This is a genomic window from Pseudomonas sp. Sample_16 (genome assembly GCF_004307665.1).
Lineage (GTDB): Bacteria > Pseudomonadota > Gammaproteobacteria > Pseudomonadales > Pseudomonadaceae > Aquipseudomonas.
The window spans coordinates 55,202-80,082 of record NZ_RCOB01000025.1; the positions used below are offsets into that span (position 1 = coordinate 55,202).

27 protein-coding genes, 1 tRNA gene and 1 pseudogene are annotated in these 24,881 nt (G+C 57.1%); 7 read left to right on the forward strand and 22 right to left on the reverse strand.

Going from position 1 to position 24,881, the window contains the following annotated elements:
- Positions 1-28: 28 nt before the first annotated feature.
- The 7 genes from D8U69_RS03335 to dapA form a co-directional block, all read right to left on the reverse strand.
- Positions 29-955 carry a LysR substrate-binding domain-containing protein gene (locus D8U69_RS03335; protein WP_130904298.1) on the reverse strand — a complete coding sequence of 309 codons (927 nt, stop codon included), beginning with the start codon at positions 953-955 and terminating at the stop codon, positions 29-31.
- Positions 956-1,054: 99 nt separating this feature from the next.
- The gene (locus tag D8U69_RS03340) at positions 1,055-1,252 is read right to left on the reverse strand and encodes a DUF1508 domain-containing protein (RefSeq protein WP_056856009.1); all 198 of its coding nucleotides are present in this window, start codon (positions 1,250-1,252) and stop codon (positions 1,055-1,057) included.
- A gap of 309 nt (positions 1,253-1,561) precedes the next feature.
- Positions 1,562-1,651: transfer RNA gene (locus D8U69_RS03345), tRNA-Ser, on the reverse strand.
- A gap of 83 nt (positions 1,652-1,734) precedes the next feature.
- Positions 1,735-2,448, reverse strand: a complete 714-nt coding sequence (purC, locus tag D8U69_RS03350; RefSeq protein WP_047526793.1) for a phosphoribosylaminoimidazolesuccinocarboxamide synthase — start codon at positions 2,446-2,448, stop codon at positions 1,735-1,737.
- 28 nt (positions 2,449-2,476) lie between these two features.
- Positions 2,477-3,235: an MBL fold metallo-hydrolase gene (locus D8U69_RS03355; protein WP_056856010.1), complete on the reverse strand. Its 759-nt coding sequence runs from the start codon at positions 3,233-3,235 to the stop codon at positions 2,477-2,479.
- Positions 3,236-3,239: 4 nt separating this feature from the next.
- Positions 3,240-4,355, reverse strand: a complete 1,116-nt coding sequence (gene bamC, locus D8U69_RS03360; RefSeq protein ID WP_130906684.1) for an outer membrane protein assembly factor BamC — start codon at positions 4,353-4,355, stop codon at positions 3,240-3,242.
- Positions 4,356-4,372: 17 nt separating this feature from the next.
- Complete coding sequence (gene dapA, locus D8U69_RS03365; protein ID WP_056856012.1) at positions 4,373-5,251, reverse strand: 4-hydroxy-tetrahydrodipicolinate synthase; 879 nt, start codon at positions 5,249-5,251, stop codon at positions 4,373-4,375.
- 328 nt (positions 5,252-5,579) lie between these two features.
- On the opposite strand from dapA, the gene D8U69_RS03375 reads away from it, so the two are divergent.
- Positions 5,580-6,140 (forward strand): glycine cleavage system protein R, encoded by a 561-nt coding sequence (locus D8U69_RS03375; RefSeq protein ID WP_056856013.1) that lies wholly within the window; start codon positions 5,580-5,582, stop codon positions 6,138-6,140.
- 11 nt (positions 6,141-6,151) lie between these two features.
- Positions 6,152-6,625 carry a peroxiredoxin gene (locus D8U69_RS03380; protein WP_056856014.1) on the forward strand — a complete coding sequence of 158 codons (474 nt, stop codon included), beginning with the start codon at positions 6,152-6,154 and terminating at the stop codon, positions 6,623-6,625.
- Positions 6,626-6,744: 119 nt separating this feature from the next.
- Here D8U69_RS03380 and D8U69_RS03385 read toward each other — a convergent pair whose 3' ends face one another.
- Both D8U69_RS03385 and D8U69_RS03390 read right to left on the reverse strand, forming a co-directional pair.
- Positions 6,745-7,815, reverse strand: coding sequence for an AI-2E family transporter (locus D8U69_RS03385; RefSeq protein ID WP_130906685.1), 1,071 nt, complete (start codon positions 7,813-7,815; stop codon positions 6,745-6,747).
- 31 nt (positions 7,816-7,846) lie between these two features.
- The gene (locus D8U69_RS03390; RefSeq protein WP_056856016.1) at positions 7,847-8,086 is read right to left on the reverse strand and encodes a sulfurtransferase TusA family protein; all 240 of its coding nucleotides are present in this window, start codon (positions 8,084-8,086) and stop codon (positions 7,847-7,849) included.
- A 98-nt stretch (positions 8,087-8,184) separates the two neighbouring features.
- Here D8U69_RS03390 and D8U69_RS03395 point away from each other — a divergent pair, with 98 nt between their 5' ends.
- Positions 8,185-9,618, forward strand: coding sequence for a M48 family metalloprotease (locus D8U69_RS03395; RefSeq protein WP_056856017.1), 1,434 nt, complete (start codon positions 8,185-8,187; stop codon positions 9,616-9,618).
- Positions 9,619-9,682: 64 nt separating this feature from the next.
- Here D8U69_RS03395 and D8U69_RS03400 read toward each other — a convergent pair whose 3' ends face one another.
- From D8U69_RS03400 to rpoE, 4 genes are all read right to left on the reverse strand, one after another.
- Positions 9,683-11,110 carry a DegQ family serine endoprotease gene (locus D8U69_RS03400; protein ID WP_056856018.1) on the reverse strand — a complete coding sequence of 476 codons (1,428 nt, stop codon included), beginning with the start codon at positions 11,108-11,110 and terminating at the stop codon, positions 9,683-9,685.
- A gap of 178 nt (positions 11,111-11,288) precedes the next feature.
- The gene (locus tag D8U69_RS03405) at positions 11,289-12,248 is read right to left on the reverse strand and encodes a MucB/RseB C-terminal domain-containing protein (RefSeq protein ID WP_130904296.1); all 960 of its coding nucleotides are present in this window, start codon (positions 12,246-12,248) and stop codon (positions 11,289-11,291) included.
- A gap of 8 nt (positions 12,249-12,256) precedes the next feature.
- Entirely contained in the window at positions 12,257-12,844 is a 588-nt protein-coding gene (locus tag D8U69_RS03410; protein WP_056856020.1) for an RseA family anti-sigma factor, read from the reverse strand.
- 31 nt (positions 12,845-12,875) lie between these two features.
- On the reverse strand, positions 12,876-13,457 hold the full coding sequence (gene rpoE, locus D8U69_RS03415; RefSeq protein WP_003172477.1) for an RNA polymerase sigma factor RpoE: 582 nt from the start codon (positions 13,455-13,457) through the stop codon (positions 12,876-12,878).
- A 554-nt stretch (positions 13,458-14,011) separates the two neighbouring features.
- Here rpoE and nadB point away from each other — a divergent pair.
- Positions 14,012-15,616, forward strand: coding sequence for an L-aspartate oxidase (gene nadB, locus D8U69_RS03420; protein ID WP_130906686.1), 1,605 nt, complete (start codon positions 14,012-14,014; stop codon positions 15,614-15,616).
- A 323-nt stretch (positions 15,617-15,939) separates the two neighbouring features.
- On the opposite strand, the gene D8U69_RS03425 is transcribed toward nadB, so the two are convergent.
- The 7 genes from D8U69_RS03425 to D8U69_RS03455 form a co-directional block, all read right to left on the reverse strand.
- Positions 15,940-16,680, reverse strand: coding sequence for a hypothetical protein (locus tag D8U69_RS03425; RefSeq protein ID WP_241668635.1), 741 nt, complete (start codon positions 16,678-16,680; stop codon positions 15,940-15,942).
- Between the two features lie 190 nt (positions 16,681-16,870).
- Positions 16,871-17,884 carry a hypothetical protein gene (locus D8U69_RS03430; protein ID WP_130906688.1) on the reverse strand — a complete coding sequence of 338 codons (1,014 nt, stop codon included), beginning with the start codon at positions 17,882-17,884 and terminating at the stop codon, positions 16,871-16,873.
- A gap of 48 nt (positions 17,885-17,932) precedes the next feature.
- Positions 17,933-18,331 carry a hypothetical protein gene (locus tag D8U69_RS03435; RefSeq protein WP_130906689.1) on the reverse strand — a complete coding sequence of 133 codons (399 nt, stop codon included), beginning with the start codon at positions 18,329-18,331 and terminating at the stop codon, positions 17,933-17,935.
- A 279-nt stretch (positions 18,332-18,610) separates the two neighbouring features.
- Complete coding sequence (locus D8U69_RS03440; RefSeq protein ID WP_130906690.1) at positions 18,611-18,943, reverse strand: hypothetical protein; 333 nt, start codon at positions 18,941-18,943, stop codon at positions 18,611-18,613.
- A gap of 154 nt (positions 18,944-19,097) precedes the next feature.
- The gene (locus D8U69_RS03445; protein ID WP_130906691.1) at positions 19,098-19,724 is read right to left on the reverse strand and encodes a hypothetical protein; all 627 of its coding nucleotides are present in this window, start codon (positions 19,722-19,724) and stop codon (positions 19,098-19,100) included.
- A 159-nt stretch (positions 19,725-19,883) separates the two neighbouring features.
- Positions 19,884-20,324, reverse strand: a complete 441-nt coding sequence (locus tag D8U69_RS03450) for a BRO family protein (protein WP_130906692.1) — start codon at positions 20,322-20,324, stop codon at positions 19,884-19,886.
- A 190-nt stretch (positions 20,325-20,514) separates the two neighbouring features.
- Positions 20,515-21,951: a tyrosine-type recombinase/integrase gene (locus D8U69_RS03455; protein ID WP_130906693.1), complete on the reverse strand. Its 1,437-nt coding sequence runs from the start codon at positions 21,949-21,951 to the stop codon at positions 20,515-20,517.
- A 43-nt stretch (positions 21,952-21,994) separates the two neighbouring features.
- Between D8U69_RS03455 and D8U69_RS03460 the strand changes: the two are divergent.
- Positions 21,995-22,186, forward strand: a pseudogene (locus D8U69_RS03460) (L-aspartate oxidase); the annotation flags it as partial.
- Here D8U69_RS03460 and D8U69_RS03465 read toward each other — a convergent pair.
- Together D8U69_RS03465 and D8U69_RS03470 are read right to left on the reverse strand one after the other, a co-directional pair.
- On the reverse strand, positions 22,155-22,607 hold the full coding sequence (locus D8U69_RS03465) for a protein YgfX (protein WP_130906694.1): 453 nt from the start codon (positions 22,605-22,607) through the stop codon (positions 22,155-22,157). The pseudogene D8U69_RS03460 and the gene D8U69_RS03465 sit on opposite strands and share 32 nt — an antisense overlap.
- A complete protein-coding gene (locus D8U69_RS03470) occupies positions 22,591-22,845 on the reverse strand; it encodes a succinate dehydrogenase assembly factor 2 (protein WP_056856022.1) in 255 nt (84 codons plus the stop codon). The genes D8U69_RS03465 and D8U69_RS03470 overlap by 17 nt, the downstream gene beginning before the upstream one ends.
- 150 nt (positions 22,846-22,995) lie before the next feature.
- Here D8U69_RS03470 and D8U69_RS03475 point away from each other — a divergent pair, with 150 nt between their 5' ends.
- The gene (locus D8U69_RS03475) at positions 22,996-23,937 is read left to right on the forward strand and encodes a folate-binding protein YgfZ (protein WP_130906111.1); all 942 of its coding nucleotides are present in this window, start codon (positions 22,996-22,998) and stop codon (positions 23,935-23,937) included.
- A 35-nt stretch (positions 23,938-23,972) separates the two neighbouring features.
- The gene (locus D8U69_RS03480) at positions 23,973-24,794 is read left to right on the forward strand and encodes an HDOD domain-containing protein (RefSeq protein WP_056856024.1); all 822 of its coding nucleotides are present in this window, start codon (positions 23,973-23,975) and stop codon (positions 24,792-24,794) included.
- Positions 24,795-24,881 lie beyond the last annotated feature (87 nt).

Below are 24,881 nucleotides of genomic sequence, written 5' to 3' on the forward strand. Positions count from 1 at the left end.
ACGTACATATAGCACAGCGCTGCCGTGGTTATTGGGGTAGCGACATCAGATCGCGTTCACCCATGAATGCTTCAATTCGTGAGCGCAACCAGCGCTCGGCAGGATCGCTGTCGGCATGACTGAGCCAGACCATGGACAGTTCCAGGGTCGGGGTCTTGAACGGAAACGGCTCCATGAACAACTGACCCGAAGCCGCCATCGCTGCAGCGGTGTAATCCGGCAGGCTGGCAATCAGATCGGTCCCTGCAAGCAAAGCCGGCAACGAACTGTACTGCGGCACCGAGAGCACCACCTGACGCGACCGACCGATCTGCGCCAGCCACTCATCCGCAAAACCGCTGACGTTGGCGATGTGCGACACCAGCACATGGGGGCGCGAGCAATATTCATCGACCGTCAACGGCGTATCGGAGGCATCGGCGCGCAAAACACTGGGAGAGATATGGCGCAGCAATTTACGCTTCGCGTTTGCCGGCAGGCCGCGAGTCTGGCTGATACCCACCGTAATATCCCCAGACGCCAACAAGTCTGGAATTCGCCAGTAATCGACATTCTGCACCACGAAAACCACCTTCGGCGCCTCCTGGCGCAACGCGCGCAGCAGGGGCGGCAACAGACCGAACTCGACATCGTCGGACATCCCGATCCGAAAGGTCATGGTGCTGTTACCCGGGTCGAAATCGTGGGTCAGGCTCAACGCCACCGATAACGAATCCAGTGCCGGCGACAGATAGCGAAAGATCTCTTCGGCCCGCGCCGTCGGCTCCATGCGATGACCGACGCGAATGAACAAAGGATCATCGAACATCGTACGCAAGCGGTTGAGCGCCGAGCTGATGGTTGGCTGGCCGAGAAACAGCTTCTTCGCCACCTTGGTGACATTACGCTCAAGCATCAGCGACTCAAACACCACCATCAGGTTGATGTCGGCCTTGCGTAGTTCGTTGCGATTCATCCATTGCCCCCGCGCTAAAAAACTGCCGACAGTTTAGGGAGATGTCGCAATCGGCGTCTATATAACGAAGCTGCCCTGATATTGAGCAGCTTCGACACGTCATGCCTGGAGCTGCTTGACCGGCGTCAGGTCAGATGTCCCCTTGATCAAGCTGATTGCATGCACGCAATCAGCTTTGTTGACGTATGCCTCGCCACTGGCGATCGTTTCATGATTCCCTGCCCGCAAACGCCACCTCCACTGACCTTTGCCAGTCAGGATCGAGCCGCGGGTTTGCCTGTAAATCTCAAAATACATAGTTCGCTCCTTGCGATGGCTGATTACAACAGGTCGCTGACCTGTGCATGCCAGAGTAGATGAGGTTTTTTTCGAGGGAAGTCTGGGGGTGTCAGAGAATATTTCGGGAGAAAACGCTGAACCTCGGGGGCGGCCAATGGATTAAGGGAGCGGTAAATTCAGCGACAACAGAGAGTAATTTTTCTCGTAAATCGGCATATTTTTCTTACATCGAAACGATGCTCGGTCCGACGATCAATCATCGACAAAAAAACCGGACAAACAAAAAAGCCCCGCAGCTTGTTCAGCTACGGGGCTTTTTCTATGTAATGGCGGAGAGATAGGGATTCGAACCCTAGGTACCGGTGAAGGTACAACGGATTTCGAATCCGTCCCATTCGGCCACTCTGGCATCTCTCCAACGGCGCGCATCATAACAACACTTTTGCCGGAAGCGAACCCCCTGAGCGAAATATTTCTGTGCTATCAGATGCTTGCGTCGATTAAAGCGGTACGCCCAGACGATTGGCGACTTCTTCGTAGGCTTCGATGACGTCACCCAGGCCCTGACGGAAGCGGTCCTTGTCCATTTTCTTGCCGGTGGCCTTGTCCCACAGGCGGCAGCCGTCCGGACTGAACTCGTCACCCAGGACGATGGTGCCGTCGTGGAAAACGCCGAATTCCAGTTTGAAGTCGACCAGCAGCAGGCCGGCGTCGTCGAACAGTTTGCTCAGGACTTCGTTGACCTTGAGCGACAGTTCTTTCATGCGAACCAGTTGCTCGGCGGTGCCCCAACCGAACGCCACGACGTGGGATTCGTTGATGAACGGGTCGCCCTTGGCGTCGTCTTTCAGGAACAGTTCGAAGGTGTAAGGGTTGAGCTTCATGCCCTCTTCAACACCCAGGCGCTTGACCAGGCTGCCAGCGGCGTAGTTACGCACAACGCATTCAACCGGGATCATGTCCAGTTTCTTCACCAGACACTCATTGTCGCCCAGCAGTTTGTCGAACTGGGTCGGCACACCGGCGGCTTCGAGTTTCTGCATGATGAAGGCATTGAACTTGTTGTTCACCATGCCTTTGCGGTCAAGCTGCTCGATGCGCTTGCCGTCGAACGCCGAAGTGTCGTTACGAAACAGCAGGATCAGACGGTTAGCGTCGTCGGTCTTGTAAACCGACTTGGCTTTGCCGCGGTAGAGTTCTTCACGTTTTTCCATGATGGGCTCCGCTTGCTAAGTAGATGGGCTAGGCGATATGTCGCCAGTCGAGCCCTGAATCTTGATCGGCCAATTGCAGCCAGTCCGGGTCGCACCCGAGGGTATCGACAAAACATTGCCGGGCCAGCTGCGGCAGGTTGTTCTTGCTGCTCAGATGGGCCAGGACCAGGTGTTGCAGGCCTTGCCAGCCCAACTCGGACACCAGGAATGCCGCCTGGTGGTTGTTCAAATGCCCCAGTTCACCGCCTACCCGCTGCTTGAGAAAATACGGGTAGTGACCGCGAGCCAGCATGTCACGGCAATGGTTGGCCTCGATCATCAACGCATCGAGGTCCCGATAGCCGTCCAGCACCTTGTCGCAATACGAGCCGAGATCGGTCAACAGGCCGAAGCGCCGCTCACCATCACTGAAAACGTATTGCGTCGGTTCCTGCGCATCGTGGGCCACGGCAATGACACCAATGCTCAAGGCACCGATTTGCAGTTGCTCGCCACCGGCCAGAAGGCCTGCGGGTTCAATCGGTTTGCGCATCCCGCGCAAGGTCCCGCGACTGAGGTAGACAGGCAGATTGTAGCGCCGAGACAGCAAACCCACGCCATGCACGTGGTCGGCATGTTCGTGGGTCACGAGTATCGCGCTCAGCTGCGCAGGGTTCACACCCAGGCGCAGCAGGCGTTTTTCGGTTTCCCGCAGGGAGAAACCACAATCCACCAGCACATACGTTTCAGCGCTGGCTATCAGCGTGCCGTTCCCTTGGCTACCGCTGCCGAGAACGGCAAAACGCATTTGATCAGCCCAGGTTGTCCTGAATGACGCTCAACACTTTGCGCGCGACGTCAGCAGGCGCGACAGTGTTGATGTTTTTCTCGACGGTAACCTGAACGTTTTCGCCAACTTTGCTCAGGCGAACCTGATAACGCTCGGCGCGGGCTTCAACTTCTTCCTTGTTCGGCGCGCTGCCGAACAGGCTGCTGAAGAAGCCAGGCTTGTCGTCTTTCTTCTCGGCTTTTTCGGCCAGGTTGATGTAGTACAGGCCCAGGCTGCGGTTGATGTCCTCAACGCGCCACTCGCCTTGTTCCAGCGCACGACCGACGCTCGACCAGGCACGGTCCAGATCGGTACCGACGTTCAGCACCGGGTTGCCGCTACCGTCTTCGCTGAGGCTGACACGGCTTGGCGCATCGAAATCACGCGAAGCCAGCATGGAGACAGAACCGCCCTTCTCGGAGATGCGGCTCATGCTCGCCAGCATGTCGTCGACCAGTGCAGCATCGAGGCCTGTGTTGACCGAACGGTTGGTGAAAGCGACGTCGGCAGTGCTGCCGGCGGGACGCTCGGCGCTGACCACGTAGACTTCACTGGTATTACGCTGCACGCCCGGCTCGATACGTACCCGTACACGGGTTTCGCTGTCGGTGCTGACACCGGCAGCGCTCAGGCGCTTGGCCATGGCAGCAGACAGTTCGTCGGAACGCTGCCAGGAGGTGGTGAACTCACCGGTTTGCGGGCGCTGTTCATCCAGGCGGAAACCGTTGTCCTGGAAGAACTGAACAGCCACGGGCCAGATTTCGGCCGGAGGGTTCTGCGCCAGGATCGAGCGGGAGTCGCCGCTTTTTTGCAGGGAGTACGGGCTGGCATCGGCAGCGGCCGACAACGGCTGCGGACGAGGCACAACATACTCGCCCTTGGCGGTGTCGTCGGCGACGTTGCGCGGGATCGGCAACAGCGGATCCAGACGCTTGGCGGTGGTGATGTCGGGTGGCAGTTGCATCGGTGCAGTCTGTTGCGCTTCCAGGTAATCACTACCACGGTCACGGAAATAACCTTCCGGGCCCCAGATCCATCCGCAGCCACTGGTGCTGGAGATAATCAAGGCAAGTGCGGAAAGTCCGGCCATTCGCTTCATGCGTAGTACTTCCTCAATTAAACCAGGACGCTGCACTGGCGCAGGGCCGTGCGAAGCGTTTCATGACAAGGTGCGCTCAGCCAGGTCAGCGGCAGGCGAATGCCTTCCTGCATCAGGCCCATTTCAACCAAAGCCCACTTCACCGGAATCGGGTTGGCTTCAATGAACAGGTCTTTGTGCAGAGGCATCAGTTTTTCGTTGATTGCACGGGCGGTCGCGGCGTCGCCCTTGAGAGCGGCTTCGCATAGATCGGCCATTTCGCGCGGAGCGACGTTGGCAGTCACCGAGATGTTGCCCTTGCCGCCCAGCAGGATCAGCTCGACAGCGGTCGGATCATCACCGGACAGGACGATGAAATCCTTGCTGACGCCATCGAGGATGGCTTTGGCGCGTTTCAGATCGCCGGTCGCTTCCTTGATGCCGATGATGTTCGGCACGGTGGACAGGCGGATGACGGTCTCGGCCTGCATGTCGCAGGAAGTGCGGCCAGGAACGTTGTAGAGGATCTGAGGGATGTCGACGGCTTCGGCAATGTGCTTGAAGTGCTGGTACAGGCCTTCCTGGGTCGGCTTGTTGTAGTACGGCACGACCAGCAGGCAGGCGTCGGCGCCGGCCTCTTTGGCGTTACGGGTCAGCTCGACGGCTTCGCGAGTCGAGTTGGCGCCGGTACCGGCAATCACCGGAATGCGACCGTTGACCTGCTTGACCACGGCTTTGATGACGGCAATGTGTTCTTCGACATCAAGGGTTGCCGACTCGCCGGTAGTTCCGACTGCGACAATGGCATGGGTGCCGTTCTCGAGGTGGAAATCCACGAGCTTGCTGAGGCTGGCCCAGTCAAGACGCCCTTGTGCATCCATGGGTGTGACCAGTGCCACCATACTGCCCGCAATCATGAAACCGCTCCTGCCGGAAAAAGAGAGCGGTAATGGTACTGGCGCCAAGATGCTTGTACAAGCGAAGTACTGCGCTGCCGCCATTCCCCTTGGCGTCGCTTTTCGCTACCCTTCAGACTTTGATCGATACTGACAAGCTCGTACATCGGGTTTGAGCCTCCAATTTCGGCATCACAAGCCCCGTCCCAGCGTTGCCACCCTCCGCTCCTGCCATACTGGAGCACGTTGCAGCCTGCGCCCGGAGCTTTCTGAATCCGCATTCGCAGGCTCACTCCCGGCAGAACGAGCCGATAGAAGTACCGACCGCTCATCGCTTTAGGAATGCTGCATGTCCACCCCCACAGTTCGCGAACAATTCCTTGTCATCAGTGCCCTCGGCGCCAACCCCATGGAGCTGACCAACGTCCTGTGCCGTGCCAGCCATGAAAACCGCTGCGCCGTGGTCACCTCCCGCCTGACCCGTCATGGCGAGTGCAGTGCGCTGGTTCTCGAAGTCTCCGGCAGCTGGGATGCCCTGGCACGCCTGGAAGGCAGCCTGCCGGTACTGGCCAAACGGCACGCCTTTACCGTCAACGTGGTACGCAGCGCGGCTCTGGAGAATCGTCCCCAGGCCCTGCCTTATGTTGCTTATGTCAGTTCGGCCTACCGTTCCGACATCATCAACGAGTTGTGCCAGTTCTTCATGGATCACAACGTCGAGCTGGAAAACCTGACCTGCGACACGTATCAGGCACCGCAGACCGGCGGGACCATGCTCAATGCCACATTTACCGTGACGTTGCCGGCCGGCGTGCAAATCAGCTGGCTGCGCGATCAGTTCCTGGACTTCGCCGACGCGCTGAACCTGGATGCCCTGATCGAACCGTGGCGCCCACAGAACCCAATGTAAGGAAGCTTTTCATGGCCGTTGCCATCGACCAACCGGTTGCCGACTTCGAAGCACCCGCCACCAGCGGGCAGACCGTCAGCCTGGCGAACCTCAAAGGCAAGCAAGTGGTGATCTACTTCTATCCAAAGGACAGCACACCGGGCTGCACGACCCAGGGTCAGGGCTTTCGCGATCAACTGCAGGCTTTCAAAGCCGCCAATACCGAAGTGTTCGGGGTTTCTCGCGACAGCCTGAAGTCCCACGAGAACTTCAAGGCGAAGCAGGCGTTCACGTTCGAGCTGATCAGCGACAAGGAAGAAGCGCTTTGCCAGCTGTTCGACGTGATCAAGCTGAAGAAGCTTTACGGCAAGGAATACATGGGCGTGGATCGCAGTACATTCCTGATCGACAAGGATGGCGTCTTGCGTCAGGAATGGCGCGGCGTGAAAGTGCCGGGGCATGTTGATGCCGTGCTGGCTGCCGCTCAGGCGCTGAACAAGGCCTGATACCAAAAAGATCGCAGCCCATGGTCCTGCAAGAATAGAGTTCGTCGCCGTTTCTGCGCATCGAACCCAATCCCGCAGGAGCTGCCGCAGGTTGCGATCTTTTTTCGTTTCACCACAATCTACAGCAGTGGCGCCACGACCGGCTCCTTGCGCGGCCACGCGTCCAGCACCGCCTTGAACAGTGTCGCCAGGGGAATGGCAAAGAACCCCCCCCAGAACCCCCACAGCCCGCCAAACAGCAGCACTGCACAGATGATCGCCACCGGGTGCAAGTTGACTGCCTCGGAGAACAGCAGCGGCACCAGTACGTTGCCATCCAGCGTCTGGATGATCCCGTACACCGCCATCAAGTAGATGAATTCATCGCTCCAGCCCCACTGGAACAGTGCAATCAGAAACACCGGCACGGTCACCACCACGGCGCCGACATAAGGCACCACTACCGAAATTCCCACCAGCAATGCCAACAGCGCCGCGTAGTTGAGTTCCAAAACAACGAAGGCGATGTAGGTCACGCCACCGCAAATGAAAATCTCGATGACCTTGCCGCGAATGTAGTTGGCGATCTGTCGGTTCATGTCATGGGCGACCCGGGTGATCAATGCCCGCTCGCGTGGCAAGTAGCCACGCACCCACTGGCCGATCATGGCTCTATCCTTCAGAAAGAAGAACACCAGGATCGGCACCAGGACCAGGTAGATCATGATATTCACGAGCAACGGCAGGCTCGATAGCGAGAACGTCAGTGCCCACTGGCCAAATTTTCCTATCTCGCCCCGCGCCGCTTCGATGGCCCGCAGCACCTGCTCGTCGGATACCAGATGCGGGTAACGCTCGGGCAATAACAACAATAGCGATTGCCACTTGGCGAGCATGCCCGGCAATTCATTGAACAACGTGATCAATTGATGCCAAAGCAGCGGCACGACCACCACGATGAATACCAGCAGCACCCCCATGAACAAGGCAAAAACCAGCCCCACCGCCACCCAGCCCGGCACGCGCATCCGTTCGAGCGCCACCACCAACCCTTGCATCAGGTAGGCCAGCACCATCCCGGCCAGCACTGGCGCCAGCATGCCGCCCAGGGTGAGGACCGCAGTGAACGCAAGAAACAGCAGTACCGCCAACACCACTGCTTCTTCATCCGAGAAATAGCGCTGAATCCAGTCGCGTAACACTTTGAACATCAATAATCCTTAAGAACAAATGCCGCAGGTTTCAGGCTTTTTTCAACCAGTAACGGTAAACGCCCGCCTCGTCTTCTTCACGAAGCAGCGTATGACCGGCCAATCGGGCAAAGGTGCGAAAGTCGCGCTGCGAGCCCGCATCGGTGGCAATGACCTTGAGTATCGCGCCACTGGCCATCCGATTGAGTTCCATCTTGGCCTTGAGCAACGGCAACGGACAATTCAGGCCGCTGGCGTCCAGCTCAACGTCATGGGCTACAGCATCGATCATTGCATCACTCCGGGTCGGGTAGTCGAGTTGCCTAGAATATCTGGTCGCAGGGCTGGTGTCCGGCTACAGTAAGCTCTTTGTCGACTAAGGCTTTGTGCATGACTTTTTTGCGCCCTACCCTGCTGACGCTCGCTTGCCTGCTCGCCTCACCGGGCTTCGCCGACGACCTGCCGTCACTCGGCGACGCCAGTTCTGCCATTGTCTCGCCGCAGCAGGAATACCAGCTGGGCCGCGCCTGGCTTGCGCTTTTGCGCAGCCAGGTGTCACAACTCAACGACCCGCAACTCAAGGACTACGTCGAATCCAGCGTTTATCGCCTTGTCGAAACCAGCCAGGTCAATGACCGGCGTCTTGAGTTCATCCTGATCAACAGTCCACAACTTAACGCTTTCGCAGCACCCGGCGGCATTGTCGGGGTCAACGGTGGTTTGTTCCTCAACGCCCAGAGCGAAGGCGAATACGCTTCGGTACTGGCGCACGAACTGGCTCACTTGTCGCAGCGCCACTTTGCCCGTGGCGTTGAAGCACAACAACGCATGCAAGTGCCGATGATGGCCGCGCTGCTGGCCGGTATCGTGATTGCCGCAGCCGGTGCCGGTGATGCCGGGATCGCGGCCATTGCGGGTACGCAGGCGGCGGCGATCCAGGAACAACGGCGCTTCTCTCGCCAGAACGAACAGGAAGCCGACCGTATCGGCATCCTCAACCTGGAAAAAGCCGGATACGATCCGCGCTCGATGCCCTCCATGTTTGAGCGCCTGGGGCGGCAGTACCGTTTTGATGCCAAGCCACCGGAATTCCTGCTGACTCACCCGGTTACTGAATCGCGGATCGCGGACACCCGCAACCGCGCCGAACAGGCGCCACAGGGTGGTATCGAAGACACCTTGCGTTATCAATTGATTCGCGCTCGCGTTCAATTGATCTATGAGGAAACGCCAGGTTTGGGTGCCAAGCGCTTCCGTGCCCAGCTGGATGAAAACCCGAAAAGCGATGTAGCTCGCTACGGCCTGGCCATCGCCCAAGTCAAGGGCGGCCAATTGAACGAGGCACGGGAAAATCTCAAGCTGTTGTTGGCCAAGGCGCCAAACGAGATCATCTACAACCTCGCGCAGATTGATCTGGATATCACCAACAATCGGCTGGCCGACGCGCAAACGCGGGTTGACCGGATGCTGACTCAATACCCCGGCAACTATCCACTGAACCAGGTGCGTGTCGATCTGCTGCTGAAACAAAACCGCGCCGCGGACGCCGAAAAAGCGCTGGAAGGCCTGCTCAAGTCACGCCCGGACGATCCGGACGTGTGGTATCAGGTGGCAGAAACGCGCGGCTTGTCGGGCAACATCATCGGCCTGCATCAGGCACGGGCCGAATACTTCGCGCTGGTCGGCGACTACCGCCAGGCTATCCAGCAACTGGACTTCGCCAAGCGCAAGGCTGGCACCAACTTCCCACTGTCGTCACGCATCGATGCCCGCCAGCGAGAGCTGATGGAGCAGGAGCGCATGATCAAGGACATGATGGGATAATTTGAAACCCGCATAAAAAAACCGCCTCTTTCGAGGCGGTTTTTTTGTTCAACCTGCAACCGGTTTATTCAGCCAGTTTGAAGGTGATGAAGCTGGCGCGCCCCTGACGCAATACACGCATCGACACCGAACGATTCTTCGGCAGCGCCTTGGCGATGTCAGTGAATTGCTTGGTGGACTCGATCGCCTGGTTGTTCAGGTGAGTAATGACATCACCCGGTTGCAGACCGATCATCGAGGCAGGACCTTCCTGCACTTCCTTGATCACCACGCCACTTTTGAGGTCGTAGGTTTTCTTCTGTTCCGCGGTCAACTCGACAACCGACACACCCAGGCGATTGCTGCTGCTCTCTGCACCAGACTTCGGCAATGCATCGAGTTCCTTGTCTTCATCAGGAATGGCTCCGACCGTCAGTTCGACGTTCTTGCGCTTACCCTCGCGGATCACTTCCAGATTAGCCTTGGACCCCGATTTCAGTGCACCCACCAGATGCGGCAGATCGGCGGACATGACGATCGGCTGACCGTTCATGCTCAGAATCACATCACCCACCTGCAGACCACCCTTGGCAGCCGGACCGTCATCCTGGATCTGGGCAACCAGCGCACCGGCCGGTTTTTCCAGGCCGAACGACTCGGCCAGATCCTTGTTCACTTCCTGAATCACCACACCCAACCAGCCACGGCTGACTTTGCCGCCACTTTTGAGCTGATTGGAAACGTCCATGGCCACGTCGATTGGAATCGCGAACGACACGCCCATGAAACCACCGGAACGGGTGTAGATCTGTGAGTTGATGCCAACCACTTCCCCGTTGAGGTTGAACAACGGGCCACCGGAGTTGCCCGGGTTGATCGGCACGTCGGTCTGAATGAACGGCACATAGTTTTCATTCGGCAGGCTACGACCGACGGCGCTGACGATGCCTTGAGTGACGGTGTGGTCAAAACCGAACGGCGAACCGATCGCCACAACCCATTGACCGGCCTTCAGATCCTGGGATTTGCCGAGTTTGAGAACCGGCAGATCCTTGCCTTCGATTTTCAGCAACGCCACGTCGGAGCGAGGATCAGTACCGACCAGTTTGGCTTTCATTTCACTGCGATCGGCAAGACGCACAAGAATTTCGTCAGCGTCAGCGATCACATGGTTGTTGGTCAGAATGTAGCCATCTGGCGAGATAATGAAACCCGAACCCAGGGATTGGGCTTCGCGCTGACGATCGCCGCGCGGCGATCGCGGTTGCGGCGGCATGCCGCGCTCGAAGAATTCGCGCAGCATTGGCGGCAAGCCTTCAAGGTCAGGCATCTGCTGGTTCACTTTACGATCCGGCAGCTTCTGCGTGGTACTGATGTTCACGACCGCGGGCGACGCCTGTTCAACCAGTTGCGTAAAGTCAGGCAATTCGACTGCTTGTGCAGCGACCGACTGACCGAGCACCAGCACGGTGGCAAAAATGGAAAGATAAGTCTTCAAGCGTGGTATCGACATACGGCTCCCGTTACGACGAGCATGGTTAAGCGATATGGATCAAGGAACACCGAGAAAGATACGCCGGTATTTTTGTTCCGGGAACAACAAACAAGGCCAGAGCCGAGGGGCTCTGACCTATAAAAAATTTTGGGGGGATTTGCAAACTGAAATGCTCACGAAACATTTCGACTGCAGCTCACTGCTTGGTTGCAGTGGCGTCGTTGCGCATGGACAAGGCTATCCGTTCAGCGGTGCCGACCGGAATTTCACCCACTACCGTCACCATCATTTCACCTTGCGCAGTGGTCAATCGCCGGGATACAGCCACCGTTGGCCCCAACTGAGTGCGGGTATCAGTGACGGCAGCGCCGTTCAATGGCTCAAGGAATACAGAAAAACGCGCCAGACCATCGTCATACATCAGGCTATTGACCTGGGTTTTGGTCTCGGGATCCTTGCGTACCGTGCTGCTGGTCAGCTCGAATCCGGGTGGCAACCAGTCTGAATGCCAGGCCTGGGCTGTCTTCACCGCCGAAGCCTTGTCACTGTCGAGGTTGACCGCCTTACAATCGCTGCCGGGCTGCAAATCGCGATCGGACGGAACATCAGCGGTGTCCAGTTGCGTGAACTGGAATCGCTCAAGCAGGCGCCCCTTGTCATCGAGCAACAACGACTTGAGTGGCAGCCCGGTTTCCTTGTCCAGGTGCAACTCAAAACCGTAGCGGTGCTGGTCGCGAGGCGTCAAAGACACAATTACCGCTGAACGCCCGGCAACACGCGACTTGCCGATAACCGCAAGGTCATACCAATTCTTGAGCTTTTGTGGATCAAGTGCACGAGCGGCGGAATTGGGAGAGTCCCCAAGCCCTGCTATCAGGGTGCCGCTGACACATTGTGTCTGACCATCAACGCGCACAACCTCCTGAGCCGATCCGTCGAGCTGGAGTAAACGCTCGCGGACTTTTCCATCATGGACGCGGTGCCAGATGTTATGGGTAGAAAAACTACCGTTACGCTCGTAGACGAAGGTACCGAAGAAGCTTTGCTGTTGCTCGGCCTGACCAAGACGGGTCAACCAGTCCTGGGCTTCATCGGCGTGGGCTGGAACAACGAACCAGCCACCGAGCAGAAGCGAAAGTAGAGGTTTGGCGCGCATGATCCTCCTTAACGGTTTTCCAGGCTTGCGGCACGAGCGTAAGGCAGAGCGCTCTCAGTGCCCTTCAATGCAGCCTGTTGAGCATGTTGGCGCAGATAGCTTGGCAGACGCTGATCGTGCCAGCCTGGCTGACCCTGCAATACGCCGTTGGCCATTGGACCAGTGGCTTCCGAACTCTCATTGTAGCCTGCCAGAACAGCCGGGCCCTTGACTTGAGGAGCGGCCAGATTCTGTTGGCTGGACTGTTGAGCCAGTTCGACACCGGCGATCTCGTCCTGGTTGTACAGGCGAACGCCCGCCAGTACGGCAACCGTTACCGAAGCAGCGACAGCCAGACGACCCAGGCTGCGCCATGGACCACGAGTGGCTTTTGCCGGTACGGCTTCGTCAGCCAGGGCTGCCGAAACGGCCGCAGCAATGTCCAGACGTGGAAGCAGCAGATCCTTGTGCATTGCTGCCCGAGCGATCTGATAACGAGCCCACGTTTCACGAGTTTCAACATCGTCACAGGCACTGAGTACCCGACGCAATTCCAATTCGTCCGCTTCGTTATCCATCACTGCGGACAGCGATTCCTGCAGGGCTTCACGACTCATGGCGTTCCTCTCTTGGCTGTCGCCGCTGTCTTTAGTTTTCCTGCAACAACGGCTGCAGGGCTTTATCGATGGCCTCCCGGGCGCGGAAGATCCGGGAGCGCACGGTGCCCACCGGACATTGCATGACGCTCGCAATGTCCTCGTAACTCAGACCATCGAATTCACGTAAAGTTAAAGCCGTACGCAAATCTTCCGGCAGTTGCTGAATGGTTCGATGGACGGTGCCTTCGATCTCATCCCGCAGCAAAGCCCGTTCTGGCGACTCGAGATCCTTGAGGCCATGATCGCCATCGTAGAACTCTGCATCCTCGGAACTGACATCGCTATCCGGCGGCCGGCGGCCGCGTGAAACCAGATAGTTCTTCGCCGTGTTGATGGCGATGCGGTAAAGCCACGTATAAAACGCGCTGTCTCCGCGAAAATTTCCTAGTGCACGGTAGGCCTTGATAAAGGCTTCCTGTGCCACATCCTGGGCTTCATGGGTGTCGTGCACAAAACGCACGATCAACCCGAGAATTTTGTGCTGGTATTTCAGCACTAGCAGATCGAACGCTCGCTTGTCGCCGCGTTGAACGCGTTCGACCAGCTGCTGATCCTCTTCCTGGGTTAGCATGAACACTCCTCGATAAGCTCGAAGGAGGCTTGCACAACTAAACGTCCGGACTTGCAAACATAGACTCGGGCTTTTCGCAAAAGTTCTCCCCCTCCAGGCAAGTTTCCTGCGGGCTCTGATCGGCACGCACGAAAAACGCAGCGCGAGATTCCCCGGCTGCGCGAATAATCTTGTCATCGGTTTCGCCGGCAAGGATCCAAAGCAGATCCCGCGCTGAAGCCGACACTGTCCCTTGAATCAGGCAACCGTCTATTGATCTTGGGCCTTTGGCAAAAGTTCCAAATATTTATAGCTGCATGAACCGACATTGTGCGACCGTGCGGCGAAAAAGACTGTTAAATCCACGATACAGTTCAGTTGTCGCCAAATCGACCAAAAAAACATCCGACGAAGCGTCAGCTCTTTTCCATCACAGTAGTTTCACAATGCCATATAGGCTCGGCTATTGTGCCGATCCCCCCCTCTATATACTAGTGGGCTGTTCGCGAACCTGACTCGCCTGTCCAGTTGTCCAGCGCCTCCCTGACCCGGGTCGCTTTGAGCGGAATCCTGAAATGAGCCAACAGTTTCAACACGATGTTCTGGTAATTGGCAGCGGTGCTGCCGGCTTGAGCCTGGCGCTGACCTTGCCCGGTCATTTGCGCATCGCTGTCCTGAGCAAAGGCGACCTCGCCAATGGCTCGACATTCTGGGCGCAGGGCGGTGTCGCTGCGGTACTGGATGACACCGATACCGTCGAGTCCCATGTCGATGACACCCTGAATGCCGGGGGCGGCTTGTGTCACGAAGACGCCGTACGCTTCACTGTCGAGCACAGTAAAGAGGCGATTCAATGGCTGATCGACCAAGGCGTACCCTTTACTCGTGATGAGCAATCGACTGTTGAGGACGGCGGATTCGAGTTCCATCTGACCCGCGAAGGTGGACACAGTCATCGACGTATCATCCACGCCGCCGATGCTACCGGTGCGGCGATTTTCAGAACCTTGCTGACCCAGGCCAGGCAACGGCCGAACATCGAACTGCTGGAACAGCGCGTCGCCGTCGATCTGATCACCGAAAAACGCCTGGGCCTTGAAGGCGACCGTTGCCTGGGCGCTTACGTGCTCAATCGTGGTACCGGAGAAGTCGATACCTATGGCGCCCGTTTCGTGATCCTCGCGTCCGGTGGCGCAGCCAAGGTCTACCTTTATACCAGCAACCCCGATGGTGCCTGTGGTGATGGCATTGCCATGGCCTGGCGCTCGGGATGCCGGGTGGCGAACCTGGAATTCAACCAGTTCCACCCGACTTGTCTGTACCACCCGCAGGCCAAGAGTTTCCTGATCACCGAAGCCCTTCGCGGCGAAGGCGCGCATTTGAAGCTGCCTAATGGCGAACGCTTCATGCAGCGATTCGATCCCCGCGCCGAATTGGCGCCCCGGGACATCGTCGCACGGGCCATCGACCATGAGATGAAACGCCTGGGCATTGACTGCGTATACCTGGACATCAGCCACAAATCAGAAGACTTCATCAAGACGCACTTCCCGACTGTCTACGAGCGTTGCCTGGAATTTTCCATCGACATCACCAAGCAACCGATCCCGGTGGTTCCGGCCGCGCATTACACCTGCGGCGGCGTTATGGTCGACCAGCAAGGTCGCACCGACGTACCCGGGCTGTACGCGATTGGCGAAACCAGCTTCACCGGCCTGCATGGCGCCAACCGCATGGCCAGCAACTCGCTGCTGGAGTGCTTTGTCTACGCGCGCTCGGCGGCTGCGGACATCATTGAGCAGTTGCCGCAGATTTCTGCCCCCATCGCCCTGCCCGCCTGGGATGCGAGCCAGGTAACGGATTCCGATGAAGACGTGATCATTGCGCACAACTGGGATGAGTTGCGTCGGTTCATGTGGGACTACGTCGGCATTGTGCGCACCAACAAGCGTCTGCAACGGGCCCAACACCGGGTGCGGTTGCTGCTCGATGAAATCGACGAGTTCTACAGCAACTACCGAGTGAGCAGAGACCTGATTGAATTGAGGAACCTTGCTCAGGTAGCCGAACTGATGATCCGGTCTGCCATGGAACGCAAGGAATCTCGGGGTCTGCACTACACTTTGGACTATCCGAAGATGCTGCCAGAAGCGAAGGATACGATCCTTACACCGACCTAATGAGGCACGTTAGGAACCCTGAGCGTAGCACGCTGAGGACCCGTTTTGTAACAGCTTTGGGCCATCTTTGTCCCATCGCTGGGGTCCTTATCGTCCGCCTGTGAGGGGTCCTTATCGCGCACCTACGAGGACCTGAGCGAGGCCGCACGGGGGAACCTGCGCGGTGTTAAGCAATGAGGTGGTCTATCAGATTTTTCTGTCAGATTCTCGTTAAGGTCCCTTGAGGTGCCCATACAGCCAAAGGGCCAGATGAACAGCCACACAGACCAGATAGGCAGCCTGTAGGGTGTCCATTGGGTTCTCCTTTTGGGATGGTGGTGGACTCAGAAGTCCGGGGATGATGCTTTGAGGCTCTCCTTGAGTCGGGCCTTGGCATCCCGCTGGGCCTTGTCCTTAAGGGCTTTCACTTCGGCCACCTTTAGGTTGATCTTCTCGGCCTTGCTTCGGAGCCAATCCAGACCGCTCGGCTTCACTCGCCAGCCTTCACGATTACCAAAGTCCGAGGAGACCTTAACGAAAGCGCCTGCCGAGAAGCCGGACTTAGGTGGTCGAGGTGAGCCCTCACGGGTTCCAAAGTTGTCCACGGGGTACATAAAGACACCCACGGAGACCAAAGCCTCAAGGGCAAGGCGTGGTTGTTGGATACCAGCCACACGGCAAGCCTCAGTCCATGTCAGACCAGCGCCTCGGGCTTTCATGTCGAGGGTCGAAGCCTTGGGCATGTTGGCGTCTAAAAGGGCATCCTTATGGCGAAGCTCGCTTACAGCGTGGTTACGCATGGCAACGAAAGCATGGACAACCATCAGGTAGAAGTCAGTCGAGACCCACATGGCATAGGCGATGGTTCCGGCTTCGGTGGCAAGCGTCCCTACCTTGTCGATGATCTGCAAATTTGCAGAAGCTCGTAGCTCATCCGCGACAGCGTTACGCCATTGTGACGGAGCCTTGGTGTCTGGTAGGCCAAGCTCACGATGAGCCTCGTTGAGGTTCCACATGCGGTCTTGATTGGCGGTGAAGGTATTGCCGTCGATGACGATAGGCAGCAGGGTGTTGTTCATGTTCATAGTGTCGATTTCCTTTTGTTCGCCCTCTGAGTCGCACCCACGGACCAGCCCACAGACCCCGACAAGGGTGCTGGCGTGGCCTCAAAGGGCGAACAGAAGAACTGTGGATTGAATGCCCGTGCGTGGGCGAAGGGTTGAAGCGAGGCCCCTGCCGATCCCTCTCGGGTCGGCCTTACGGGGCTCTTTACGATCAAACGGTCAGCGTAATGCGGGTAATCATCGGGAAGGCCACAGTCTCGGTCTGGAGACCATCAGCGGTCAGCTTCACACGGACCTTGCCGTTAGCCACGATGTCCACGACAGCCATGATCTCTACGTCCCAACCTTGGATGCCTCCCTTGCGGGTCGCTTCGATCTTCCACACGTCACCGTTACGGCCTTCACGGTAGCTCAGTGAGGTGAACATCTTAGGCAGCATGAACAGACCGTAATCAGTGCCGCTGTAAGGTTGCACAGAGGTGCCGATCAGAGCCTCAATATCCTCGACACCGGCACGCTGAGCAGCACGCTCCAGAACGGCCAGAAGGGTCGCAGGCAGCAGGACCACGAAGTCCTCAAGGGTCGTGCCTACGGTCTGGTTTACGTGGGTCGTCAAGATGTCGATAAGGTCCTCAGCGATCTCTACAGGCTTGCCGGTTGGCTTAGCCACAGAGAAGTTCTCGGTGCTTGGGGCGGTCGAAAGAATCTTAGCGATGCTCCCAGCGGCCTCATACTCGATGTCCCGCAAAAGCTTGTCAGCGGTCTGGTTCATGGAGCCCTCTGTGAAGCCAGCCATGAGGTTGTGGTCAAGGATGGTGAAGCGCTTGCTAATCAGCAGTGCCTGATTGGTCGGCTCAGTGAAGATCACAGACCCAGCCAGGACTGCCCCCTTCGAGATGGTCTGGTTGTCCCAGTTCTTACGAGGGTCAAAGATGACGGTGCGGTCTGCCATGGTGATGATCTGTTGACCACTGGCCTCAGAGCCAGCCGGGCGGAACTCACAAGGGGTTGCCTCCATGGCAGCCTCACGCCACTCATCGCTGTTGAGGAATTCGCTGAGGCCCTCGGTCAGGGCTTCCACGTAGACGGACACATCGGTAGCTGCCAAGTCCTCAGGGCGGATAGACCCGGTTGAGAACTGGATAGTGCTGCCATTTTCGTAGGTCGAGGTCAGTTGCTTAACGTTGTCTTTTGTTGGTGCGATGTATTGGTTAGTCAGTTTCATGGGAATGTTTCTCCTTAATTAGATAGTGATGTGGTGTCGAGGGTGCTGTTACCAGCCAGAGTTACGGGATCGGGAGGCTAAGATTTTCTGAGCGTGGGCACGGTGAGCTGCCGCTCGTTCCTCTCTGTCGGCCTTCGCTTGGGCCAGCTCACGGGGCGTAGCTTCACGAAGACGCTCAGCATGGGCATTGGCCTCACGTTGCTGACGTGCTCGCTCAGCGGCCTTTGCATGCTGGTCTTGGCGGTACTCTCGGGCGACATCGGGAATCGCTGAGAGCGACAGATTGGCCTCATCGAACGCCTTAACGATCTCGAACTTACGGCCCAATACGGTGCCGCATTGAGCAACCAGCATGGGCAGCATGATGTTCTCGACGTACTCACGGCTCAGGGTCTGGCCGGATACAGTCACTTCATCTTTCAGGACATTTGTGATGTTGATTTGCATGATGTTGGATCTCCTTTGAGGTGACCCATTCGTTCAGCCTTGGCGCCATAGACGCGCACGACAAGACGGCAAGGAGGGAGCCGCATGGGCATCTTCCAAGACTGACGAATAGGTTCTTGATTGGGTTGTGTGGCTAATGCTGGATCAGGACATGGCAAGCCTGAGAGGCATCGAAAGGACAACCGTGGCGACGGTCGCTGTAGCGGGGAGAGAATCTTTTTATCGGATTAGGTGTCTGTCCCAATAGTGAGGGTTTTTAACGACACCTTGACGGAGACCTTAAACCCTGAGCGATATTGGATCAGTTCCCGTCAAGGGGATCTTCAAGGGCGTCGTAGCGATAGCCTGAAGGCAGACACCATGGGCGACCAGATTGGCGACCCGTTCGGCAGTCTTTGAGGACAGCTTAAAGGCGACCTCTTTGAGCATGGCATCAGTGTCGAAGGTGACGACCCCGGAACTGTAGGTCCTAAAGGATGCGCTTTGATTCTTCAGGACTCTACGAAGCTCAATCAGTTGAGGTCGTGAAGGTGCTGGGAAGACCAGAGACAAGGTGGCTAAGTCGTCTTCAGTGAGCATTGAGGTTGCTCGACAGGTGATGTTAGAGGTCATGTGAGTTCTCCTTTGAGGTTGTTCTTTAAGATCCCTTTTCGATGAGGGTTGTAATTAACAATTACCCTCTACCTCTGGGGCGGGTCGTTAAGCTGGACGATCCGGTGTCGATAAGCTGAATGGTCGTCTAAAAGTTTTTCTCTATTATCCGGCGTTAAGTCTGAGACGACCGGAATAGAGCCTCCACAACCAACTCAGCCTCAAGCTCAGCCTTCAGCGCTGGGTGTCGCTCGATATAGGAAGCGATCCCGTGAGCAGCATGTCGGGCAGCCTTGGCGATGCGCTGGGCGGTACGCAAGGTGTACTCACTGGTCTGGCAGGCTTCCGCTGAGATTTCCGAAAGGAACAACGCACCGATAACCGCTCGGGTCTTCACGTTGATCTTCCCGTTGCTTGTCCCTGCACTGGTCAGGATTGAACCGTGGATGATGTCGTCTACCCAAGGCAGCGGATCGGGAACCGTAAGGAACGGCATAAAGGCAGCCGATGGGTTGTTGTAGATTGTCTTTGGACGCCCAAGAGTGGCCTTAGGGGAGACCTCAGGGATACCGGTCAAGTTGTCCTTTACCGATGGCGCAGCGGCCTTAGCGTGGTCCTCAAGGAGGCCCTCATCAGCACGGCGCTCAGCCGACCATGCTTGGAACTCGGCTTTACGGCTCTTGGGTAGAACGATGTCATTACGGGCGATGATCGCGCCTGTGATCGGGTCAACGTGGAAAATCTGGCCGGACTCATAATCAACGTGGCGGTGATACGGTCCGGGAATGGTTAGGCTGGTCATGGAATGGTCCTCTTCTATCGCCACGACGCTGTGGCAATAGTGAGGGCTTTTACGACACCAACCGCCAAGTCCAACAAAACACGGGCCTTCAGGGCACTTGAGGTTTTCTACGCGCACGCTCCTACGCTCACGCAGCAGGGCCAGGACCCAGCGAGTCGTTTAGATTTCACATAGGAACGCGCCACGGAGCGCCTTGAGTTCATCCATGAGGCCAATTGCGATTGGGTTTGCGGACTCTTCAGCGTTGTAGGAGCCGGTCTTGCGGATGGTCGGGAGGACTTCCTCAGTGACCCACTTGCGGAACGGCTCGGACTGAGGCGACCGGCCTCTCATTAGGATTTGATAGGCGTGTGACTCATCAAACATCGTTGAGGTCATCCGCATGGCTCGGCCCAGAACATCCAATGGGAGACTGATATTGGATTCCCGTATCAGTGTCCCCAGTGCGCAGCCCGGTGTTTCAGTGTGGATCTTTAGGCGGCGATACTCATTGATTGCGGACGCTGGATTCTTCAACCCAGCAGCCTTAACAATCTGAGTAGCCACAAACAACAGGTCATGCTCAGGGTGACCTACGAGGACATCCAATTCGATGCCCATGAAATTGCGCTATAGGCCCAGCATCAAGGACAGCTTCGGTCCAAGGAACGCTACTAACTTCCACATGCCATAAAGTGCCGCGAAGCTGAGAATCCAAGAGGCAGCGGTCAAAAAGTAATCACCTAATCGTTCCATGAATGGCCTTCCGTAGAATTGAAAGGCCAGTATATGGTGGCTCGTTGCGAGTCAGCTACCGCAATAGTGCTGTCTTCAGTGCCTCAGCCATTCGCCCAATCTCAACTGCACTCCCGGCCCCGTATAGGTCATAGCTGATCGAACCCGAGGCATGTCCTAAGATCGACTCAGCGGTCCCCACAGGAACCTCAGCGGCCTTCATCGCGCCAGCCAGCGAGTGCCGTAGCGAATGGAAGGTTTGGGTCCTGTCAGCATTCAAGCTCAAGGCATCCCGAAGGGCTCCATTGAGAACCGCAGAGAACTGACCTGCTCCCAGCTTGAACAGCTTTGAGTCGGCACTATCGACAAACTCACGGAATGCCTGAAGATCAAACCCATAGGCCCCATCGGTCAGCGGTATGACACGAAGCGCATTCTTGGTCTTGGCTGTCTTACCATCGTCCCTATTAATGTCGATGACCCAGACACCCCCAACCTGCTTAACGTCAGCCTTTGTTAACTGCCTCAGCTCCTCGATACGGGTGCCAGCGATGACCCCGAGGGACAATGCCCAGCGCTGCCATGAGTCCACCGGAAGCGTCTTGGCGTGGGCCATGAGGGCCTTCACCTGATCCTGAGAGAACGCTTCACGGGAGCTATCAGTGCCCTTGGTTGGCTTGAGACCATCTGTCAGAGCTTTGGTGAGATAGTCGTTGTTCACGGCCCACTTCATCACCGTTGATAGCGTCGTCAGGATCTTCGCCACCGTCAAAGGCTTGCGTCCCTCAAGGAGCTTGGCACGAAGGTTCTTCATGTCCTCCCGCGTGTGGGTCTTCAGGTCCAAGTCACCGAGGATCTCAGCGATGGTCTTACAGGATGACTTCACGTCTCGTATGGTATTAGCCCCCGCATGTTCCTTATGCTCATCCATATAGAGCCCTGAGAGAGCCTTGAAGGTCAGCGGCTCAGACGGCAATACAGATAGAGACAGAGAAGGGGCCACAGACGTGCTACAAGACTCACTCTGGAGGTCCCTTATGATCTCGACCAACTTCCCCGGCCTGCCCTCCAAGCGCTCCTGAGCAGCCTCAAGGATCTCCAATGCTTTGCTCACGGCCCTTTGCTGATTGACGCTCAATGGCAGCTTGGCGCTGGCCTCACGTAGAGCTTGATGCTGCTCATCGTGGATCATCTCGTAGGCCACCAATGAGCCATCCCCGTGGGCCATCGTTAAGCAACTCTCAGCAATGTCGATCAGACGCTCACGGAGTTCATCCCAAGTGGCCGCTGGGTTATCAAACTGGAAGGCCTTGAGGGTCTGGAGGATTTCTTGAGAGATGGTCATTGCAGTGGCCTTGTCGGTGGTTCTAAGCGATAGCGTGAAGAAGCCTTTAGTGGCGCCTTGAGGGCGAAGGCGAAGGTAATAGCGACCAGACCGGCGATAGTGGTACGGCTTGGCGAGGGCAGTTTGTAACAGGTTTGTCCCACTTTGGGAGCGTTTGCGGATGGTCATTGGCTGAAACCCCTGTATCCATTGGGTTTAGCCTCATCACGTCGAGTTCTACAGCAACTATAAAGTCAGCCGCGACCTGATCGAGTTGCGCAACCTGGCTCAGGTGGCCGAATTGATGATTCTGTCAGCCATGGAGCGTAAAGAAAGTCGCGGTCTGCATTACACCCTCGACTATCCGAACATGTTGCCAGTGGCGCTGGACACTATTCTGGTGCCGCCCACCTACGCCGACTGAATTTGAGCCGAACCCGCAGGCGTCGGTGTATATCCGCCGCCTGCGAATCCCGGGGTACGCAAATGGCCCGGATCCGTCGCTCACCTTGCAGGCGAAAACGCAGCACCACCACCCAGGGCAGTGCCAAACTATCGGGCCGCAGCTGCACCGATTGCCACCCCGCCGCCCGATTCCATAACTGCCAGCCATCGGCATCGCGACGCAAGCCCAAAAACGCTTGTGGGTGTGTCAGCAGAATCTGGCGTGGCAGTACCCGAATGCCATGGACCAGGCAGCACAACGCACCCGACAGACTGGCCCAGAGCGGTAACTCAAGAAGAAGCAACGAACCCAGTGCGAACAACTGGGCAAAAACGTAAGCCGCCAGCAACTGCCGCGAGGCATGCCAGCGGCATTCGAAAGAATTACTTGGGCTGGACACGATCCAGGATCATGCGAACCATGCGCTGAAGCTCCGGATCTTCCGATTCGTTGCGCTCCATGAACCAGCCGAACATGTCCTGATCCTCGCATTCCAGCAAGCGGACGTACAACGCACGATCCACCTCGTTCAGACTTGCGTAAACCTCTTTCACAAACGGCACCAGCAACACGTCAAGTTCAAGCATGCCGCGGCGGCTGTGCCAGTAGAGGCGATTCAGTTCAACGTCTTCGACCATGGAGCGCTCCTCAAATAGGCCGCAAGTATACAGCCCCGCGCTTCGCCGAACAGTCGGCTTTGGTCGGGCACCGGCGATCCTTTGTGAACTACCCATTTCGAAGGCGCCCCCTTATCATGTCCCCCAGACTCTTTAACCCTGCGATGACCCATGGCCGATTCTGCTTTTTTCTGCACGCTGTCTCATGAAGGTGTTCTGGCGGTCCGCGGCGCGGACGCCGGCAAGTTCCTGCAAGGCCAATTGACCTGCAACCTCAATTACCTGAGCGACACACAGTCCAGCCTCGGCGCGCGCTGCACCCAGAAAGGCCGGATGCAATCGAGCTTCCGTATCCTGCTCGAAGGTGACGGCGTCTTGCTGGCCATGGCCAGTGAACTGCTGGAGCCTCAATTGGCGGACCTGAAAAAATACGCTGTGTTCTCCAAGTCCAAGCTGACTGACGAAAGTGCTGCCTGGATTCGTTTCGGCATCGAGCATGGCGATGCTGCAATAAAGAGCCTCGGACTTGACCTGCCGGCAGAAACCGACAGTGTTGTGCGTCACGACGGTTTGATCGCCATTCGCATTTCACCCGAGCGCGCCGAACTCTGGGTCGCTGCCGATCAAGCCGACATCATCAAGGGAAAGCTGTCCGCCATGCTGGCCGAAAGCGACTTGAATCAGTGGCTGCTGGGCCAGGTCCGTGCAGGGATCGGCCAGGTCATGCCCGGTACCCGCGAGCTGTTCATTCCGCAGATGCTCAATCTGCAAGCTGTCGGTGGCGTGAGTTTCAAAAAAGGCTGTTACACCGGTCAGGAAATCGTTGCCCGGATGCAGTACCTGGGCAAACTCAAGCGTCGACTCTATCGCGTGAAACTGGATGCCAGCGACCTGCCTGAGCCCGGTACCCAACTGTTCTCCCCAAGTCACAACAGTTCAATCGGTGAAGTGGTGCTGGCAGCCCGTGGCGAAAACCACATTGAACTGTTGGCCGTATTGCAAGCCGAAGCTGCAGAAGGTGGCGATATTCATGTGGGTGCAATTGACGGCCCTGCGCTGCACTTGCTCGACCTGCCTTATCAACTGGACCGTGACCGCGAAATCCAGCGTTGAACGCAGTACTTTTTTGCGACACCTAGAGAAACTAAATGATTGAGCTGGCGGAAAAGGTCCAACAGGATTTGGTTGAGGCCATCGATAACGATGACCTGGTTCTGCCGACATTACCGGAAGTGGCGTTGCAGATTCGCAAGGCCGCTGAAGACCCGGAAATCAGTATCAGCAGTTTGAGCAAAGTCATCGGCCGTGATACGGCGCTGTCGGCGCGCCTGATCAAAGTGGTCAACAGCCCGCTGCTACGCGCAACCCAGGAAGTCACTGATCTGCACACGGCAATCACCCGCCTGGGCATCAACTACAGCAGCAATCTGGCGATTGGCCTGGTCATGGAGCAGATTTTCCATGCCCGCTCCGAGGTGGTGGAACAGAAAATGCGCGATGTCTGGCGCAAGAGCCTGGAAATCGCCGGCGTCAGTTATGCGCTGTGCCGCAGCTACACCCAGCTCAAACCCGATCAGGCAGCCCTTGGCGGACTGGTGCATCAAATCGGTGTGTTGCCGATCCTGACGTATGCCGAAGACCACTACGAACTGTTGTCCGATCCGGTCAGCCTCAACCATGTGATCGAGCGCATTCATCCGCTGCTCGGCGACAAACTTCTGAGGGTCTGGGAGTTTCCGGAATTGCTGGTACAGGTGCCACTGCTGTATCAGAACTTCAAGCGCCAATCAGCCCAGATCGATTATGTCGACTTGGTGCAAGTTGCCAGCCTGTATTGCCACAAAGATACCGATCACCCGATTTCACGCATCGATCCTTTCAGCGTTCCGGCCTTCGTCAAACTCGGGATCGATCCGGACAACAAGGCTATGTGTGCTGATTTGGAAGAAACGCGCTCGATGTTTTACTGAAAGCTGCGCGGGCAAGCCTCACTCCTACACGATTTCCACCGTCTTGCAGGAGCGAGGCTTGCCCGCGAACACTCCAGAACAGATGCC

What these genes read in the sequence shown, in the direction of transcription:
- D8U69_RS03405 (WP_130904296.1), bottom strand. Translation starts at nt 12,248, where the DNA reads ATGCGCGCCAAACCTCTACTTTCGCTTCTGCTCGGTGGCTGGTTCGTT.
- D8U69_RS03445 (WP_130906691.1), bottom strand. Translation starts at nt 19,724, where the DNA reads ATGACCAGCCTAACCATTCCCGGACCGTATCACCGCCACGTTGATTAT.
- D8U69_RS03390 (WP_056856016.1), bottom strand. Translation starts at nt 8,086, where the DNA reads ATGATCGATGCTGTAGCCCATGACGTTGAGCTGGACGCCAGCGGCCTG.
- rpoE (WP_003172477.1), bottom strand. Translation starts at nt 13,457, where the DNA reads ATGCTAACCCAGGAAGAGGATCAGCAGCTGGTCGAACGCGTTCAACGC.
- purC (WP_047526793.1), bottom strand. Translation starts at nt 2,448, where the DNA reads ATGGAAAAACGTGAAGAACTCTACCGCGGCAAAGCCAAGTCGGTTTAC.
- D8U69_RS03450 (WP_130906692.1), bottom strand. Translation starts at nt 20,324, where the DNA reads ATGGGCATCGAATTGGATGTCCTCGTAGGTCACCCTGAGCATGACCTG.
- D8U69_RS03430 (WP_130906688.1), bottom strand. Translation starts at nt 17,884, where the DNA reads ATGAAACTGACTAACCAATACATCGCACCAACAAAAGACAACGTTAAG.
- D8U69_RS03335 (WP_130904298.1), bottom strand. Translation starts at nt 955, where the DNA reads ATGAATCGCAACGAACTACGCAAGGCCGACATCAACCTGATGGTGGTG.
- D8U69_RS03340 (WP_056856009.1), bottom strand. Translation starts at nt 1,252, where the DNA reads ATGTATTTTGAGATTTACAGGCAAACCCGCGGCTCGATCCTGACTGGC.
- D8U69_RS03380 (WP_056856014.1), top strand. Translation starts at nt 6,152, where the DNA reads ATGGCCGTTGCCATCGACCAACCGGTTGCCGACTTCGAAGCACCCGCC.
- bamC (WP_130906684.1), bottom strand. Translation starts at nt 4,355, where the DNA reads ATGAAGCGAATGGCCGGACTTTCCGCACTTGCCTTGATTATCTCCAGC.
- D8U69_RS03395 (WP_056856017.1), top strand. Translation starts at nt 8,185, where the DNA reads ATGACTTTTTTGCGCCCTACCCTGCTGACGCTCGCTTGCCTGCTCGCC.
- D8U69_RS03435 (WP_130906689.1), bottom strand. Translation starts at nt 18,331, where the DNA reads ATGCAAATCAACATCACAAATGTCCTGAAAGATGAAGTGACTGTATCC.
- D8U69_RS03425 (WP_241668635.1), bottom strand. Translation starts at nt 16,680, where the DNA reads ATGAACATGAACAACACCCTGCTGCCTATCGTCATCGACGGCAATACC.
- dapA (WP_056856012.1), bottom strand. Translation starts at nt 5,251, where the DNA reads ATGATTGCGGGCAGTATGGTGGCACTGGTCACACCCATGGATGCACAA.
- D8U69_RS03480 (WP_056856024.1), top strand. Translation starts at nt 23,973, where the DNA reads ATGATTGAGCTGGCGGAAAAGGTCCAACAGGATTTGGTTGAGGCCATC.
- D8U69_RS03470 (WP_056856022.1), bottom strand. Translation starts at nt 22,845, where the DNA reads ATGGTCGAAGACGTTGAACTGAATCGCCTCTACTGGCACAGCCGCCGC.
- D8U69_RS03400 (WP_056856018.1), bottom strand. Translation starts at nt 11,110, where the DNA reads ATGTCGATACCACGCTTGAAGACTTATCTTTCCATTTTTGCCACCGTG.
- D8U69_RS03355 (WP_056856010.1), bottom strand. Translation starts at nt 3,235, where the DNA reads ATGCGTTTTGCCGTTCTCGGCAGCGGTAGCCAAGGGAACGGCACGCTG.
- D8U69_RS03410 (WP_056856020.1), bottom strand. Translation starts at nt 12,844, where the DNA reads ATGAGTCGTGAAGCCCTGCAGGAATCGCTGTCCGCAGTGATGGATAAC.
- D8U69_RS03375 (WP_056856013.1), top strand. Translation starts at nt 5,580, where the DNA reads ATGTCCACCCCCACAGTTCGCGAACAATTCCTTGTCATCAGTGCCCTC.
- nadB (WP_130906686.1), top strand. Translation starts at nt 14,012, where the DNA reads ATGAGCCAACAGTTTCAACACGATGTTCTGGTAATTGGCAGCGGTGCT.
- D8U69_RS03440 (WP_130906690.1), bottom strand. Translation starts at nt 18,943, where the DNA reads ATGACCTCTAACATCACCTGTCGAGCAACCTCAATGCTCACTGAAGAC.
- D8U69_RS03385 (WP_130906685.1), bottom strand. Translation starts at nt 7,815, where the DNA reads ATGTTCAAAGTGTTACGCGACTGGATTCAGCGCTATTTCTCGGATGAA.
- D8U69_RS03455 (WP_130906693.1), bottom strand. Translation starts at nt 21,951, where the DNA reads ATGACCATCCGCAAACGCTCCCAAAGTGGGACAAACCTGTTACAAACT.
- D8U69_RS03475 (WP_130906111.1), top strand. Translation starts at nt 22,996, where the DNA reads ATGGCCGATTCTGCTTTTTTCTGCACGCTGTCTCATGAAGGTGTTCTG.